Here is a 16,172-nt window from a genome sequence, read left to right as displayed (position 1 = left end):
GAGCGACCCCGCACCACCCACGGCCGCCCCACAACCGGACGCCCCGGGCTCTGCTGCGGGAATATTCGGTGCCCGAGTGTCCGAGGGCCGTGCGATGCTCGGCGCTGTGGAGACCAGGTCCGTCAGTCCGGTGTTCGTGGGGCGTACCGACGAACTGAAGGTGTTGCGCGAGGCATTGACCCGCGCCGATGGAGGCGCCGCGAACGCGGCGGGGAACGGGGGAGACGGGGAAATCGGGGGCGGCGGGGGCGGCGGCCCGCAGGCACTGCTGCTCGGCGGGGAGGCCGGGGTCGGCAAGACCCGCCTGGTCGAGGAGTTCACCGGGGAGGCCGCGCGCGGGGGCGCGGTCGTCGCCCTCGGCGGCTGCGTGGAGATCGGTGCCGACGGCCTGCCCTACGCACCCTTCTCCACCGCGCTGCGCGCCCTGCGCCGCAGCCTGCCCGACGAACTGGCCACCGCGGCCGCCGGCCAGGAACAGGAACTGGCCCGGCTGCTGCCCGAGTTGGGCGAGACCCCGCGCGCACGGCACGACGAGGAGGGCACCGCGCGCCTCTTCGAACTCACCGCCCGCCTGCTGGAACGCCTCGCCGCCGACCGCACGATCGTCCTCGTCCTGGAGGACCTGCACTGGGCCGACGCCTCCACCCGCCACCTCCTCTCCTACCTCCTGCGCACGCTGCGCACCGGCCGCCTCGTCGTCCTCGCCACCTACCGATCCGACGACATCCACCGCCGCCACCCGCTGCGCCCCCTCCTCGCCGAACTCGACCGCCTGCGCACCGTCCGTCGCGTCGAACTGCGCCGCTTCAACCGCGCCGAGGTCGGCCACCAACTCGCCGGCATCCTCGCCACCGAACCCGAACCGGAGCGCGTGGACGAGATCTTCGACCGCTCCGACGGCAACGCCTTCTTCGTCGAGGAACTCGCCGTCGCCGTCCACGACGGCGGCTGCCCCGGCCTCACCGACTCCCTGCGCGACCTGCTCCTCGTCCGCGTCGAACGGCTCCCCGAGGACGCCCAGCGGATCGCCCGCATCGTCGCCGAGGGCGGTTCCACCGTGGAGTACGCCCTGCTCGCCGCCGTCGCCGGGCTCCCCGAGGACGACCTCATCGAGGCCCTGCGCGCTGCCGTCGGCGCCAACATCCTGCTCGCCGCCCCCGGCGGCGACGGCTACCGCTTCCGCCACTCCCTGGTCCGCGAGGCCGTCAGCGACGACCTGCTGCCCGGCGAACGCTCCCGCCTCAACCGCCGCTACGCCGAGGCCCTGGAGGCCGACCCGGCCCTCGTCCCCACCGACGGCCGTGCCACCCGCCTGGCCAGCTACTGGTACCACGCCCACGACGCCGCCAAGGCCCTGCCCGCCGTCCTCGACGCCTCCGCCGAGGCCCGCTCCCGGCACGCCCACGCCGAGCAACTACGCCTCCTGGAGCGGGCGATGGAGCTGTGGGACACCGCCCCCGAACCCGTACGAGCCTCCCTCCGCCCCGTCGACTACACCGAGGTCTACCCGCCCTGCGGCTGCGACCCCGCCACCACCCCGCTGCACTACCTCGACCTCATGGCCGAGGCCGCGGTCGCCGGACGGCTGTGCGGAGAGCGGGAACGGGCCATGCGGATCACCCGGCGCGCACTGGACCTGCTCGCGGACGGGGGCGACCCGCTGCGCACCGCCTGGTTCTGGGTCCAGCGCTCCATGCTGACCGAGGGTCTCGCCCGGGGCGACGGCTGGAAGGAACTCGCCACCGCCCAGGAACTCGTCCGCGGACTGCCGCCCTCCGAGGTGCACGCCGAGGTGCTCTCCCGGGTGGCCGGCTGGTCCATGCTGCACGCCCCCGGCCCCGACGCCCTCTCCGACGCCCAGCGCGCCGTCGACTACGCCCGCATGGTGGGCGCCGAGGACATCGAGCTCAACGCCCGCCTCACCCTCGGCGGCCTGATGGTCGACGCCGGTGACGTCGAGACGGGCATCGAGGTGATGGAGGAGGTCCGCCGCCGGGCCCTCGAACGCGGCCCCGCCGCCGTCGTCGGCCGCTCCTATGTGAACATTCCGTCCTGCCTGGAGGGCATCGGACGCTCTCAGGAAGCCGTGCGCCTGCTGAAGGAAGGCATCGACGTCACCCGACGCCGCGGCCTGCTGGAGTCCGAGGCCTGGGTCTGGGGCAACCTCGCCGAGTCCCTGCTCTCCCTGGGCCGCTGGGACGAGGCCCTGGAAGCGGTGCGGAAGGCCCAGAACGTCGTCTCCAGCCACAAGCCCCGAGGCCTCAGCACCCTCATCCACGCCTCCGTCGCCCTCGCCCGCGGCGACGTCGCCGCGGCCCGCGGCCAACTGGCCGCCGCCCGCGGCCATTACGGTCACCACAACCCCATGCCCCAGAACGACCTGCCGCTCTCCTTCCTCGCCCTCGGCATCGCCGCCGCCGAGGGCCGACTCATGGACGCCCGCACGGAACTGACCCGCGTCCTCGACACCGGCTTCGCCGTCGGCACCCAGCGCTACGCCTGGCCCCTGCTGCTCACCGCCGCCACCGCCGAGGCCGACACCCGCGCCCTGGCGGCCACCGGGCCCGGCCGCGCCGAGGTCCTCGACCGGATCTTCACCGCGGTCAGGAAGCTCACCACCGACTCACCGATCTGGCTCGCCCACGAGTGCTGGGTGCGAGCCGAACTCCAGCGCGCCGAGGGCACGACGGCCCCCGACGTCTGGTCCGACGTCGTCACCGCCTTCGAGCCCCTGGAGCGGCCCTACGACCTCGCCCGCGTCCGGCACCGCCTCGCCGAGGCCCTGCTGGCCGACGGCACCGACGACGAGGCCCGGGACCGCGCGACGGAACTCCTGCGGCTGGCCGCCGCCGTCGCCGACCATCTCGGCGCCCGCCCCCTCGCCGACGAGGTCGCCCTCCTCGCCCGCCGGGCCCGCCTCGCCCTGAGCCGCGCCCCCGAGCCGGCTCTCACCCCCGCCGACCCCGTGGCCGCGCTCGGCCTCACCGACCGGGAGGACGACGTCCTCCGCCTGGTGGCCGCCGGCCGCACCAACCGCCAGATAGCCGAGGAACTCTTCATCTCCCCGAAGACGGCGAGCGTCCACGTCTCCAACATCCTCGCCAAGCTCGGCGTCTCCAGCAGGGGCGAGGCGGCGGCGGTGGCCCATCGTGTCGGACTGGCTCCGGCGGGGGCCGGAGAACGGCTGGCAGCGCGATGATGGTGGGGAGGACCGCCGAGGCTCCGCTGTTCGACTGGGACCGACCGCCCGCCGCCTCGTGGCCCTGGGGAAGGGAACACGGTGTTCAACGCTTTCGAGGAACTGTTCGCACCTGGCCGCAAGCACACCCGTGACGAGGAGAACCGGCTGGCACTGACCCGCGAGGACGTCGGGGACAACGATCCGGGACGCGGACCGATAGACCTCGCGTCCGGGAAGGTCGTCGTACGCCCGCCCGAGCCCGTGGAAAAGGAGGCCGAGTCCGGCACGGCAGCCGAGGAGTAGGGGGAGGCCTACGTCACCTCCAGCTCCAGGATCTTGTCGTCGCCCTCCTCCGGGGAACCACGGCCGTCCGTCTCGCTGGTCACCAGCCAGAGCCTGTCACCGCCGGCGGAGACCACGGTGCGGAGTCGGCCGTGGTCGCCCTCCAGGAAGGCCTGCGGCTCGGCGGCGGTCTCGGTGCCGTCGAGGGGGATGCGCCACAGCCGCTGGCCGCGCAGGCCCGCCATCCAGACCGAACCCTCCGCTATGGCGATCCCGCTCGGGGAGGCCTCCTCCGTGCTCCACACGGCCACCGGATCGACATAGCCGGACTCGCCGCCCTCACCCTCCACCTCCGGCCAGCCGTAGTTCCCTCCGGGGCGGATGTGGTTCAGCTCGTCCCAGGTGTTCTGGCCGAACTCCGAGGCGAACAGGCGCTGTTCGGAGTCCCATGCGAGGCCCTGGACGTTGCGGTGGCCGTAGGAGTAGACGACGGAGTCGTCGAAGGGGTTGCCCGGAGCGGGCTGTCCCTCCGGGGTCATACGGAGGATCTTGCCGCCGAGGGACTTCTTGTCCTGGGCCAGGGGGCCCTCGTACCGTTCGCCCGTGCTCGCGTACAGCATCCGGTCGGGGCCGAAGGCGAGGCGGCCGCCGTTGTGGTTGGTGCCCTTGGGGATGCCGCGGAGGATGGTGTCGGGGGCGCCGAGCTGTTCGCCGGCCGGCTTCTCGGGGTCGTACAGCATCCGCACGATGCGGTTGTCGGACTCCGAGGTGAAGTACGCGTAGATCATGTGGTCGGAGGCGTACTCCGGGGAGACGGCGATGCCCATGAGGCCGCCCTCGCCCGCCGGGGCGACGCCGGGCACCTCGCCGAGCTCGGTCCGCTTGCCGGTCTTCTCGTCGATTCTGCTGATCGTGGCCTCGTCACGGGAGGAGACGAGGAGGCCGCCCTCGGGGAGGGGCGCGAGGCCCCAGGGGGTGTCGAGATCCTCGGCGACGGTGCGGACGACCTTCACCGAGCCCTTCGCCGGGGGCGCCTCGTCCGCCGCCCGGTCGGGTGGGGACGAACCGGCACTGCTGCTGCTCGGGGGTGAGCTGCCTGCCGCGTCCGGCTTCTCTCCGTCCTCGGAGGAGCAGCCGGTCGTCACCAGGAGCACGGCTGCGGCCAACGCGGCCGTCACCACTCGACGTTGCACCATCACGATCCCTTCGGCGTGGAACTTCTACTTGTCTTACACCGCGAGTGCCCCACAAGTTCCACCTCCGCCCGAACCAGCGGATCTTTCACCGATGCCGATGCCGATGCCGATGCCGATGCCGATGCCGATGCCGATGCCGATGCCGATGCCGATGCCGATGCCGATGCCAGGCCCGGGGTGGGCCTCAGTCCCAGGATCCCCGCGCGGGCGGAAGACCCGCCACCTCGGCCAGGTCCTCCGGGGTCAGCCGCAGTGCGTGGGCCGCCGCGTTCTCCGTCACCCACCGCGCCTGCTTCGTGCCCGGCACCGGGACCACATGGGGCCCGAGGGACAGGATCCAGGCCAGGGCGACCTGGGCCGGGGTCACCTCCGCCCCGTGCCGGGCCGCGACCCGGCGCAGGCCGACGACGAGGGGCTGGTTGGCCGCCATCATCTCCGCGGTGAAGCGGGGGTGACGGGCACGGAGGTCGTCCGGCTCGAAGCCCCCGCCCGGTGTCAGGGTGCCGGTGAGGAAACCGTTCCCCAGAGGCATGGCGGCGAGAAAACCGATGCCGCGGGCCACGCACCAGGGGAGGAGGGCGTCCAGGGCCTCGCGCGACCAGACCGACAACTCCGCCTGCACCGCGCTCACCGGGAAGACCTGCTGGACCCGCTGGAGCTGGCGCAGCGTGGTGTCGTGCACGCCCGCCCCCGGCCGCCGGCCCGCCCGCGCGCCCACCGCGCAGAGGCCCAACGCCCGCACCTTCCCGGCCTGTACGAGTTCCGCCATCGCACCCCATGTCTCCTCCACGGGCACCTCGGGGTCCGCCCGATGAAGCTGGTAGAGGTCGATGACATCGGTCTGGAGCCGGCGCAGGGAGGCGTCACAGGCACGCTTCACATAGCCGGGACGGCCGTTGGCCACGATGTGCTGCTCGCCCACCAGCAGGCCCACCTTGGTGGAGACGAAGGCCTCCGCGCGGCGCTCCTTCAGTACCCGGCCCACCAGCAGCTCATTGGTGAAGGGGCCGTACATGTCGGCCGTGTCCAGCAGTGTGGTGCCGAGGTCGAGGGCCCGGTGCACTGTCCGCATCGACTCGTCGCCCCGTTGCCGTGACCCGGTGTACGCCCAGCTCATCGGCATGCACCCGAGTCCTACGGCCCCCACCTCGAGCGTTGCCGCGCCGATCGTCCTGCGCTCCACCTGGTCGTGACCCTCCCTCTCCCGAACCCCCAACCTAACCTCTGCCGTAGCGGGTACCTGACATAGCCTCCGGAGCATGACTGCTGACGCGACTGCCCACCCGGTCCCGGACGTGACCGCCGACGTGTGGCTCTCCATCCCGCCGGACGAGATCGAAGGGCTCCCGCAGGGCCCCAACTACCTCTTCTGGGACGGGGGCGAGGACGGCACGCAGCCCTACCCGGGCGACCCCGCCGACTGCGTCCTGTACGTGGTCCCCTACATGAAGCGCCGGGGAGTGGCGGGCAACCCGCTGGCGTCCATGCGGAGCCTGCGGGTCGTCCAGACGCTCACCGCGGGGGTCGACGACATCACCGCCCGGCTGTCGGTGGTCGCTCCCGGTGTCCAGCTGTGCAACGCCCGCGGAGTGCACGAGGCCAGCACGGCCGAACTCGCGCTCACTCTGACCCTCGCCTCGCTGCGCGGCGTCCCCGACTTCGTCAGGGCCCAGCAACAGGAGCGCTGGACGGGCGACTTCCGCCCCGCGCTCGCCGACAGGACCGTGCTGATCGTCGGTTACGGCGCGATCGGCGCCGCCATCGAGGAACGGCTCGTACCCTTCGAGGTTGCGCGGGTGGCGCGCGTCGCGCGCTCTGAGCGCACCACGGCGCGCGGACCGGTGCATTCGTTCACCGAACTGCCCTCCCTGCTGCCGCAGGCGGATGTCGTGATCCTGTCCACGCCTCTCACGGAACAGACGAAAGGCCTGGTCAACGCCGATTTCCTGGCCCATATGAAGAACGGGGCCCTCTTGGTGAATGTTGCCCGCGGAGGCGTCGTCGACACCAAGGCACTGCTGGCGGAACTGGACAACGGCAGGATCACCGCGGCGCTCGACGTCACCGACCCCGAGCCGCTGCCGCCCGGGCACCCGCTCTGGCGCGCGCCCGGGGTGCTCATCAGCCCGCACGTCGGTGGCCCCACGTCGGCCTTCCTGCCGCGTGCCAAAAGGCTGTTGGTGGACCAGTTGGGGCGTTTCGTGAACCGGGAGCCACTGCGCAACGTGGTCCTTACGACAGGCGAGACGGACGACGTGTAATCCACTTCGAGCACCCTCCGCATTCCTTCGGAAGCGGAACGTGCTCGTGTTGCCGAAGGTGGTCACTGAGCGTAGAGGAACTATGTCCCTGAGTGACGAGACTGGTGTATCGTCCCCGACAGGGGCTGCGCCGCGCACCGTTCGGCGCCGGGGACGGACTTGAGACAGCGAGGGGGGCGACGGGCGATGCACGGCCTATGGGCGAACGATCCGACGCGGCGGAGCCGCCGACGGCGGCCCTGGCGAGCTGCGACGCGGAGGCACCCGCACGGGAGCCACGGCGGCCGCGGCGGTCACGGTCAGTACCGCAGGCACAGCAGCCGCAGAAAGCACACGCACCCGACGCAGCGCGACCGGCGGGACACGGGAGCGGCGCTCACCGGGGAGACCCCGTGAGCCCCCGCCCGACCACCGCCTCCACGCTGGACCGCACGCTCCGGGCCGCCAGGCCGCTGTCCGGGTCGCAGTCGACCGGCGGGCGATCGCCCCGCCGTGGCGGCGCGAGCCTGCGGGCCCAGCTCGTCCTCGCCCTGCTCTGCGCGGCCTACGCCGTCGGTGCCGCGTTCGGCTGGGGCAATGAGCAAGTCGCCTTCTTCATGGGCGACTTCGGGCTCAGCGCCGCCGCGGCGGCCGCGGCCGTCTCCTGCTTCCGCTACGCGCGCACCCGCCGCAGCAGCTTTCGACCCGCCTGGCTGCTGTTCGCCCTCTCCTCCGCCATGGCGGCCCTGGGTAACGGCGTCTGGGGCTGGTACGAGGTCGTCCTGGAGCGGCCCGTGCCCGAGCCGAGCTACGCGGACCTGTTCTTCCTCTGCTTCGCGCCACCCGCCATCGTCGGCCTGCTGGTGCTGGCCAAGAGGCCGGTGACCAAGGCCGGCTGGGTCTGCCTCGCCCTGGACTCCTGGCTCATCGGCGGTTCCCTGGTCACCCTCTCCTGGAGCCTCGCGCTCGCCCAGAACGCGCAGCTGGAGGACTCCAACACCGCGCACACCGCGCTCTCGCTGGCCTACCCGCTGCTCGACATCGCCCTGGTCAGCATGGTGCTCGCCCTGCACTTCCGCCGGTCCTCGATGCACCGCTCCGCGGTCAACACGGCGATCGGCGCCCTCGCGCTCACCGTGATGTGCGACGCCCTGTTCACCTCGCCCCTGTTGCACACCAGCTACCAGTCCGGCCAGCTCCTCGACGCCGGCTGGTTCGCGGGTTCCCTGCTCCTCGCCTACGCCCCCTGGGCCGGCCGGCGCGGTGGACAGACGGACGAGGGCGGGCACGGGCGCGTGGTGCACGAGCACATCCCCGGCCAGCGGCCCGACGTGCGCGCGGCACACCGGCACGAGGCGCAGCCGGGCCACCGGCACGACGGCGCTCAGGGAGGGCACGTCCACGTGCTCCTCCAGGGAGGAGGTCACAGTCGCTATCCGGCCAACCGCCCCATCGCCGGATCCCTGGCCGCGCTCACTCCTTACCTGGCCGCCGCCGTCTGCACCCTGGGCATCCTCTACAACGTCCTCAACGGCCGCAGCGTCGACCGCGTGGTGCTCATCACCGCCTGCACCGTCGTGCTCGCCCTCGTCGTCCGCCAGGGCATCATGCTTCTGGACAACATCACGCTCACCCAGGAACTGGCCCAGAAGGAGAACCACTTCCGCTCCCTGGTCCAGGGCTCCAGCGACGTCATCATGATCGCCGCGCCGAACGGCATCCTGCGCTACGTCAGCCCGGCCGCCGCCGGGGTCTACGGACGCCCCGCGGAGGATCTCGTCGGCAAGGAGCTGGCCTCGATCATCCACCCCGAGGACCTCGGCTGCGTCGTCCACGAGGTGCGCCGCTTCCTCGCCGCGGACCCCGCAGAGGAGCCCACCACCCGTATCGAGTGCCGGTTCAAGTCCGGCGGCGGGGGCACCTCCCGGTCGAGCGAGGCCGTGAGCGGGGGAGGCTGGCTGAACGTGGAGTCCACGATCAACCGCCACCACGGCGGCCTCATCTTCAACAGCCGGGATGTGACCGAAAGAGTGCGCCTGCAGGCCCAGTTGCAGCACAACGCCGAGCACGACCCGCTCACCGACCTGCCCAACCGCGCCCTGTTCACCAAGCGTGTCCAGCAGGCCCTCTCCGGCCGCCGCTCCTCCGACCGGGGCGTAGCCCTGCGCAACACCGCGGTCCTCTTCATCGACCTCGACGGGTTCAAGGCCGTCAACGACACCATCGGGCACCAGGCCGGGGACGAACTGCTCGTCCAGGCCGCCCGCAGACTCCAGGACGCCGTCCGGCAGGGGGACACCGCCTCCCGCCTCGGCGGGGACGAGTTCGCGGCCCTGATCGTCGGTGACGGGTCCCGCGACCGCGCCGCCCGGGAACAGCACATCCTGGAGCTCGCCGACCGGCTCAGGGTCGCCCTCTCGCAGCCGTACACCATCGACGGCAACAACGTCCGGGTGGCCGCCTCCATCGGGGTCTCCTTCGCCGAGCCCGGCCTCGGCGCGGGCGAGCTGCTGCGCAACGCCGACCTCGCCATGTACCGGGCCAAGGCGTCCGGCAAGGGCCGCGTCGAGCTGTACAAGCCACAGATGCAGCAGGACGTCGTACGCAAGGCCGAGCTGGCCACCCGGCTGCGGGCCGCGCTGCACGACGGCGAGTTCATGCTGCTGAACCAGCCCGTCGTGGAGCTGGAGACCGGCCGGATCTCGTCGGTCGCCACGGCGGCCCGCTGGCGCTCGTCCCAGGGGGTGCTGTTCACGCCCGCCGAGTTCCTGCGGGTCTCCGAGGACAGCGACAAGACCGCCGAACTGGGCCGCTGGATGCTGGAGCAGGCCGTCGAGCAGGCCGCCGACCGCCTCACCAACGGCCTCAACGTCCCGGTGTCCGTCCGGATGAGCGCCCGGCGCCTGCTGGACCGTTCGCTGCCCCCGGGCTCGGTGGAGGCGCTCCTGACCCGCCACGGGCTGCCCTCCGGCTCCCTGGTGGTCGAGCTCTCCGACACCGAGCTCAAGGGCCCGCTCGACGAGCTGGAGCGCCGCCTGCACCATCTGCGGCGGCTCGGCGTCCGGATCGCCCTGGACGGCCTCGGCAGCGGCCACGCGCCCATCACGGCACTGCGCCGGCTCCCGGTCGACGTGCTGAAGCTGGACCGGAGCCTCGTCGAGGGCATCGTGGAGTCCACCCGACTGCACAAGATCACCCGGGGGCTGCTGCGCATCGCCGACGACCTGGGGCTCCAGTCCGTCGCCGACGGCGTGGACCTGCCCGAGCAGGTGGTCGTCCTGCGTGCCATGGGCTGCACCCACGGCCAGGGCGCGGCCTTCTCCGGACCGCTGGACGAGTACCGGCTCCGCCGGGCCCTCTCCCTCGGGCACTACCCGGTGCCCGGAGGACCCGCCGAACCGGCGTTCGCGGGGGGTGCGAGAGAGTCCGAGGGACGTGTCGGGGGTGAGCGGGCATGGCGGGGCGCGGGGGTGTACACAAGTGGTGTACCCGCTGTCTACGGAGGCGGAAGTGCCCTTCGCTCACATAATGAGACTCCCGTCCCACCCGCTTGACACGTGGTGCGCGCGAGGGAGAGGGTCAGTGCCATGCGCACCCGAATCCTCGTACTTGGAAAGCGCGTCGGCTGAAGCTGGGACCCACCGGACGGCGATCCGGAATCCCCAGCGACCGTACCCGACGCGCTCCCCTCGCTTGCCTCGTGGCAAGGAGGGGTTTTTTGTTGCACGGGCACCAGTCGGCGCGAGCCGCACACCGCACGAACCTCGCAAAACACCCTCAGCATCGAGAAGAGAATGCCGATGACCGAGCAGGCCACCGGGGCCCACCATCCGCAGCCGCGGCCCCGATCCGGAGGACCGACCACCCCCGTCGAGCACGTCACGGGTGCGCAGTCCCTCATCCGCTCGCTTGAGGAGGTCGGGGCCGACACCGTATTCGGCATCCCCGGGGGCACCATCCTGCCGGCGTACGACCCGATGATGGACTCCAAGCGGGTGCGGCACGTGCTGGTCCGCCACGAGCAGGGCGCCGGCCACGCGGCCACCGGTTACGCGCAGGCCACCGGCAAGGTCGGGGTGTGCATGGCGACGTCCGGGCCGGGCGCCACCAACCTGGTCACCCCGATCGCGGACGCGCACATGGACTCCGTCCCGCTGGTCGCGATCACCGGACAGGTCGTGTCGAAGGCGATCGGTACGGACGCCTTCCAGGAGGCGGACATCGTCGGCATCACCATGCCGATCACCAAGCACAGCTTCCTTGTCACCAAGGCGGAGGACATCCCCAAGGCCATCGCGCAGGCGTTCCACATCGCCTCCACCGGCCGCCCCGGTCCGGTCCTGGTCGACATCCCCAAGGACATCCTCCAGGCGAAGACCACCTTCAGCTGGCCGCCCGCCATGGACCTGCCCGGCTACCGGCCCGTCACCAAGCCGCACGCCAAGCAGATCCGCGAGGCCGCCAAGCTGATCACCGCCGCCAAGCGGCCCGTGCTGTACGTCGGCGGCGGTGTCATCAAGGCGCGGGCCACGGCCGAGTTGAAGGTGCTGGCCGAGCTGACCGGCGCCCCCGTCACCACCACCCTGATGGCGCTCGGCGCGTTCCCCGACAGCCACCCGCAGCACCTGGGCATGCCCGGTATGCACGGCTCGGTGGCCGCCGTCACCGGCCTGCAGAAAGCCGACCTGATCGTCGCGCTCGGCGCCCGCTTCGACGACCGGGTCACCGGCAAGCTGGACAGCTTCGCGCCGTTCGCCAAGATCGTCCACGCGGACATCGACCCGGCGGAGATCGGCAAGAACCGCGCGGCCGACGTGCCGATCGTGGGTGACGCCCGCGAGGTCATCGCCGACCTCATCCAGGCGGTGCAGAAGGAGCACAGCGAGGGCGGACAGGGCGACTACAGCGCTTGGTGGAAGGACCTCAACCGCTGGCGCGAGACCTACCCGCTCGGCTACGACCAGCCCGCCGACGGCTCGCTCTCCCCGCAGGCGGTCATCGAGCGCATCGGTCAGCTCGCGCCCGAGGGCACGATCTTCACGGCGGGCGTCGGCCAGCACCAGATGTGGGCCGCCCACTTCATCCAGTACGAGAAGCCCGCCACCTGGCTGAACTCCGGCGGCGCCGGAACGATGGGGTACGCGGTCCCGGCCGCCATGGGTGCCAAGGCCGGCGCCCCGGACCGGACCGTCTGGGCGGTCGACGGCGACGGCTGCTTCCAGATGACCAACCAGGAACTGACCACCTGCGCCCTGAACAACATCCCGATCAAGGTCGCCATCATCAACAACGGCGCCCTCGGCATGGTGCGCCAGTGGCAGACGCTGTTCTACAACCAGCGCTACTCCAACACCGTGCTGCACAGCGGGCCGGACGACGTCAACCCCAACGCCCGCGGCACCCGCGTCCCCGACTTCGTCAAGCTGTCGGAGGCCATGGGCTGCTACGCCATCCGCTGCGAGTCCCCGGACGACCTCGACAAGGTCATCGAGGAGGCGAACTCGATCAACGACCGCCCGGTCGTCGTCGACTTCGTCGTGCACGAGGACGCGATGGTGTGGCCGATGGTCGCCGCCGGCACCTCCAACGACACGATCATGGCCGCCCGGGACGTCCGCCCCGACTTCGGCGACAACGAAGACGACTGAGAGCCGTAGGTAAAGGAACCCGACCATGTCCAAGCACACGCTCTCCGTCCTGGTGGAGAACACCCCCGGCATCCTGGCCCGGATCGCCGCCCTGTTCTCCCGCCGCGGCTTCAACATCGACTCGCTCGCGGTCGGTGTCACCGAACACCCCGAGATCTCCCGCATCACCATCGTGGTGACGGTGGTCGAGGAACTGCCCCTGGAGCAGGTGACGAAGCAGCTCAACAAGCTCGTCAACGTCCTGAAGATCGTCGAACTGGAGCCGGGCTCCGCCGTTCAGCGGGAACTCGTTCTGGTGAAGGTGCGCGCCGACAACGAGACGCGCTCCCAGATCGTCGAGATCGTCCAGCTGTTCCGCGCCAAGACCGTCGACGTCTCCCCGGAGGCCGTCACCATCGAGGCCACCGGATCCAGCGACAAGCTGACCGCCATGCTCAAGATGCTGGAGCCGTTCGGCATCAAGGAGCTGGTCCAGTCCGGCACGATCGCCATCGGCCGCGGTGCCCGTTCGATCACGGACCGCTCGCTGCGCGCCCTGGACCGATCGGCCTGACGCACGAGACGGGCGGCCGACGACGCGCGGCCGCCCGTATGCCGAGACCCGCAGACCTTCATTCCGCCCGCCGTCATACGGTGGGACGCAACACCTGCACTCAAGGAGAGAACCCAAAGTGGCCGAGCTGTTCTACGACGCTGACGCCGACCTGTCCATCATCCAGGGCCGCAAGGTCGCGGTCATCGGCTACGGCAGCCAGGGCCACGCCCACGCGCTGTCCCTGCGCGACTCGGGCGCGGACATCCGCGTCGGTCTGCACGAGGGCTCCAAGTCCAAGGCGAAGGCCGAGGAGCAGGGCCTGCGCGTGGTGACCCCGTCGGAGGCCGCCGCCGAGGCCGACGTCATCATGATCCTCGTCCCGGACCCGATCCAGGCCCAGGTCTACGAGGACCACATCAAGGACAACCTCAAGGACGGCGACGCGCTGTTCTTCGGCCACGGCCTGAACATCCGCTTCGGCTTCATCAAGCCTCCGGCCGGCGTCGACGTCTGCATGGTCGCCCCCAAGGGCCCGGGCCACCTGGTCCGCCGCCAGTACGAGGAGGGCCGCGGCGTTCCGTGTATCGCCGCCGTCGAGCAGGACGCCACGGGCAACGCGTTCGCGCTGGCGCTCTCGTACGCCAAGGGCATCGGCGGCACCCGCGCCGGCGTCATCAAGACCACCTTCACCGAGGAGACCGAGACCGACCTCTTCGGTGAGCAGGCGGTTCTCTGCGGTGGTACGGCCGCGCTGGTGAAGGCGGGCTTCGAGACGCTGACCGAGGCCGGTTACCAGCCGGAGATCGCGTACTTCGAGTGCCTGCACGAGCTGAAGCTGATCGTCGACCTCATGTACGAGGGCGGCCTGGAGAAGATGCGCTGGTCGATCTCCGAGACCGCCGAGTGGGGCGACTACGTCACCGGCCCGCGGATCATCACGGACGCCACCAAGGCCGAGATGAAGAAGGTCCTCGCCGAGATCCAGGACGGCACCTTCGCGAGGCAGTGGATGGACGAGTACCACGGCGGTCTGAAGAAGTACAACGAGTACAAGACCCAGGACTCCGAGCACCTGCTGGAGACCACCGGCAAGGAGCTGCGCAAGCTCATGTCGTGGGTCAACGACGAAGAGGCCTGATCCTGTGAGGCCGGCCGTGGCGGGGTTCACCCGGTGCCACGGCCGGCCTTGTTTCACGTCCGGGTGATCCTTCCGCGGTGGCGTGAGGCGATGCCCCCGACGCCACTACACTGCAGCACTACATACGCGTCGGGCCCACAGCGTCGTGCGTCTTCCACGCGGACACCACCCTCCACCGCCTGCGGCCGTCGGGACGGCCGTCCGCAGCATTGGACTTGTGAGGACTCACGTGAGCTCGAAACCAGTCGTACTGATCGCTGAAGAGCTGTCGCCCGCCACCGTCGACGCGCTGGGCCCGGACTTCGAGATCCGGAACGTCAACGGAGCGGACCGAGCCGAACTGCTTCCGGCCATCGCCGATGTCGACGCGATCCTGATCCGCTCGGCCACCAAGGTCGACGCCGAGGCGATCGCCGCCGCGAAGAAGCTGAAGGTCGTCGCGCGTGCCGGCGTCGGCCTGGACAACGTGGACGTCTCCGCCGCCACCAAGGCCGGCGTGATGGTCGTCAACGCCCCCACCTCGAACATCGTGACCGCCGCCGAGCTGGCTTGCGGTCTGCTCCTCGCCACCGCCCGCCACATCCCGCAGGCGAACACGGCGCTGAAGAACGGCGAGTGGAAGCGCAGCAAGTACACCGGCGTGGAGCTGGCCGAGAAGACCCTCGGCGTCGTCGGCCTCGGCCGCATCGGTGCCCTGGTGGCCCAGCGCATGTCCGCCTTCGGCATGAAGGTCGTCGCCTACGACCCCTACGTGCAGCCCGCGCGCGCCGCGCAGATGGGCGTCAAGGTGCTGTCGCTGGACGAGCTGCTTGAGGTCTCCGACTTCATCACCGTCCACCTGCCGAAGACCCCCGAGACGGTCGGCCTGATCGGTGCCGAGGCGCTGCAGAAGGTGAAGCCCTCGGTGCGCATCGTCAACGCCGCGCGCGGCGGGATCGTCGACGAGGCCGCGCTGTACTCGGCGCTCAAGGAGGGCCGGGTCGCGGGCGCGGGCCTCGACGTGTACGCCAAGGAGCCCTGCACCGACTCGCCGCTGTTCGAGCTGGACGAGGTCGTCTGCACCCCCCACCTCGGTGCCTCCACCGACGAGGCGCAGGAGAAGGCGGGCATCGCGGTCGCCCGTTCGGTGCGCCTCGCCCTCGCCGGTGAGCTGGTCCCGGACGCGGTGAACGTCCAGGGCGGTGTCATCGCCGAGGACGTCAAGCCGGGTCTGCCGCTCGCCGAGCGGCTCGGCCGGATCTTCACCGCGCTGGCCGGTGAGGTCGCGGTCCGCCTCGACGTCGAGGTGTACGGCGAGATCACCCAGCACGACGTGAAGGTGCTGGAGCTGTCCGCGCTCAAGGGTGTCTTCGAGGACGTCGTCGACGAGACGGTGTCGTACGTCAACGCCCCGCTGTTCGCGCAGGAGCGTGGCGTCGAGGTGCGGCTGACCACCAGCTCCGAGTCGCCCGACCACCGCAATGTCGTCACCGTGCGCGGCACGCTCGGCAGCGGCGAGGAGGTGTCGGTCTCCGGCACGCTGGCCGGGCCGAAGCACCACCAGAAGATCGTCGCGGTCGGTGAGTACGACGTGGACCTCGCCCTCGCCGACCACATGGTCGTCCTCAGCTACGTGGACCGTCCCGGTGTCGTCGGCACCGTGGGGCGCGTCTTCGGTGAGGCCGGTATCAACATCGCCGGGATGCAGGTCGCGCGGTCCACCGCCGGTGGGGAGGCGCTGGCGGTGCTGACCGTGGACGACACGGTTCCGCCGGCGGTGCTCGCCGAGGTGGCCGAGGAGATCGGGGCGACGTCGGCGCGGTCGGTCAACCTGGTCTGAGGTCGCTGCTTCGCGCGAGGCGGGGCCTGGTCACCTGAGGTGGCTGGGCCCCGCCTTTTGCGCCCCCGCCGCCCCTACCCGTCCCTCCCCCACTCTCGGCTTCGCTCGAGCGGGAGGTGCCCCCACCAAGGGG

10 protein-coding genes are annotated in these 16,172 nt (G+C 71.2%); 8 read left to right on the top strand and 2 right to left on the bottom strand.

Annotated elements, in window-relative coordinates:
* Positions 1–94 precede the first annotated feature (94 nt).
* On the top strand, positions 95–3,199 hold the full coding sequence (locus P8T65_RS13330; protein ID WP_316731573.1) for an AAA family ATPase: 3,105 nt from the start codon (positions 95–97) through the stop codon (positions 3,197–3,199).
* A gap of 81 nt (positions 3,200–3,280) precedes the next feature.
* On the top strand, positions 3,281–3,484 hold the full coding sequence (locus P8T65_RS13325) for a DUF6191 domain-containing protein (RefSeq protein WP_184899716.1): 204 nt from the start codon (positions 3,281–3,283) through the stop codon (positions 3,482–3,484).
* Positions 3,485–3,492: 8 nt separating this feature from the next.
* On the opposite strand, the gene P8T65_RS13320 is transcribed toward P8T65_RS13325, so the two are convergent.
* Entirely contained in the window at positions 3,493–4,659 is a 1,167-nt protein-coding gene (locus tag P8T65_RS13320; protein ID WP_316725636.1) for a PQQ-dependent sugar dehydrogenase, read from the bottom strand.
* A 184-nt stretch (positions 4,660–4,843) separates the two neighbouring features.
* Positions 4,844–5,842 carry an aldo/keto reductase gene (locus P8T65_RS13315; protein WP_215449143.1) on the bottom strand — a complete coding sequence of 333 codons (999 nt, stop codon included), beginning with the start codon at positions 5,840–5,842 and terminating at the stop codon, positions 4,844–4,846.
* 76 nt (positions 5,843–5,918) lie between these two features.
* Between P8T65_RS13315 and P8T65_RS13310 the strand changes: the two genes are divergently transcribed.
* The 6 genes from P8T65_RS13310 to serA all read left to right on the top strand — a co-directional run bounded on the left by P8T65_RS13310 (position 5,919) and on the right by serA (position 16,039).
* A complete protein-coding gene (locus P8T65_RS13310) occupies positions 5,919–6,920 on the top strand; it encodes a 2-hydroxyacid dehydrogenase (protein WP_316725635.1) in 1,002 nt (333 codons plus the stop codon).
* 392 nt (positions 6,921–7,312) lie between these two features.
* On the top strand, positions 7,313–10,453 hold the full coding sequence (locus P8T65_RS13305) for an EAL domain-containing protein (protein ID WP_316725634.1): 3,141 nt from the start codon (positions 7,313–7,315) through the stop codon (positions 10,451–10,453).
* A 246-nt stretch (positions 10,454–10,699) separates the two neighbouring features.
* Positions 10,700–12,547 (top strand): acetolactate synthase large subunit, encoded by a 1,848-nt coding sequence (locus P8T65_RS13300; RefSeq protein ID WP_316725633.1) that lies wholly within the window; start codon positions 10,700–10,702, stop codon positions 12,545–12,547.
* A gap of 25 nt (positions 12,548–12,572) precedes the next feature.
* The gene (gene ilvN / locus P8T65_RS13295; RefSeq protein ID WP_184899728.1) at positions 12,573–13,100 is read left to right on the top strand and encodes an acetolactate synthase small subunit; all 528 of its coding nucleotides are present in this window, start codon (positions 12,573–12,575) and stop codon (positions 13,098–13,100) included.
* Between the two features lie 118 nt (positions 13,101–13,218).
* Positions 13,219–14,220 (top strand): ketol-acid reductoisomerase, encoded by a 1,002-nt coding sequence (gene ilvC / locus P8T65_RS13290; protein WP_316725632.1) that lies wholly within the window; start codon positions 13,219–13,221, stop codon positions 14,218–14,220.
* Positions 14,221–14,449: 229 nt separating this feature from the next.
* Positions 14,450–16,039 carry a phosphoglycerate dehydrogenase gene (serA, locus tag P8T65_RS13285; protein ID WP_184899732.1) on the top strand — a complete coding sequence of 530 codons (1,590 nt, stop codon included), beginning with the start codon at positions 14,450–14,452 and terminating at the stop codon, positions 16,037–16,039.
* Positions 16,040–16,172 lie beyond the last annotated feature (133 nt).

It is taken from the genome of Streptomyces sp. 11x1 (assembly GCF_032598905.1).
Taxonomy (GTDB): domain Bacteria; phylum Actinomycetota; class Actinomycetes; order Streptomycetales; family Streptomycetaceae; genus Streptomyces.
The sequence above is the reverse complement of the archived record's forward strand: the minus strand, read 5'-3'. Positions and strand labels throughout refer to the sequence as shown.

Coding starts and splice junctions, on each gene's coding strand:
- P8T65_RS13330 (WP_316731573.1), top strand. CDS start 95: ATGCTCGGCGCTGTGGAGACCAGGTCCGTCAGTCCGGTGTTCGTGGGG.
- P8T65_RS13320 (WP_316725636.1), bottom strand. CDS start 4,659: ATGGTGCAACGTCGAGTGGTGACGGCCGCGTTGGCCGCAGCCGTGCTC.
- P8T65_RS13310 (WP_316725635.1), top strand. CDS start 5,919: ATGACTGCTGACGCGACTGCCCACCCGGTCCCGGACGTGACCGCCGAC.
- P8T65_RS13300 (WP_316725633.1), top strand. CDS start 10,700: ATGACCGAGCAGGCCACCGGGGCCCACCATCCGCAGCCGCGGCCCCGA.
- ilvN (WP_184899728.1), top strand. CDS start 12,573: ATGTCCAAGCACACGCTCTCCGTCCTGGTGGAGAACACCCCCGGCATC.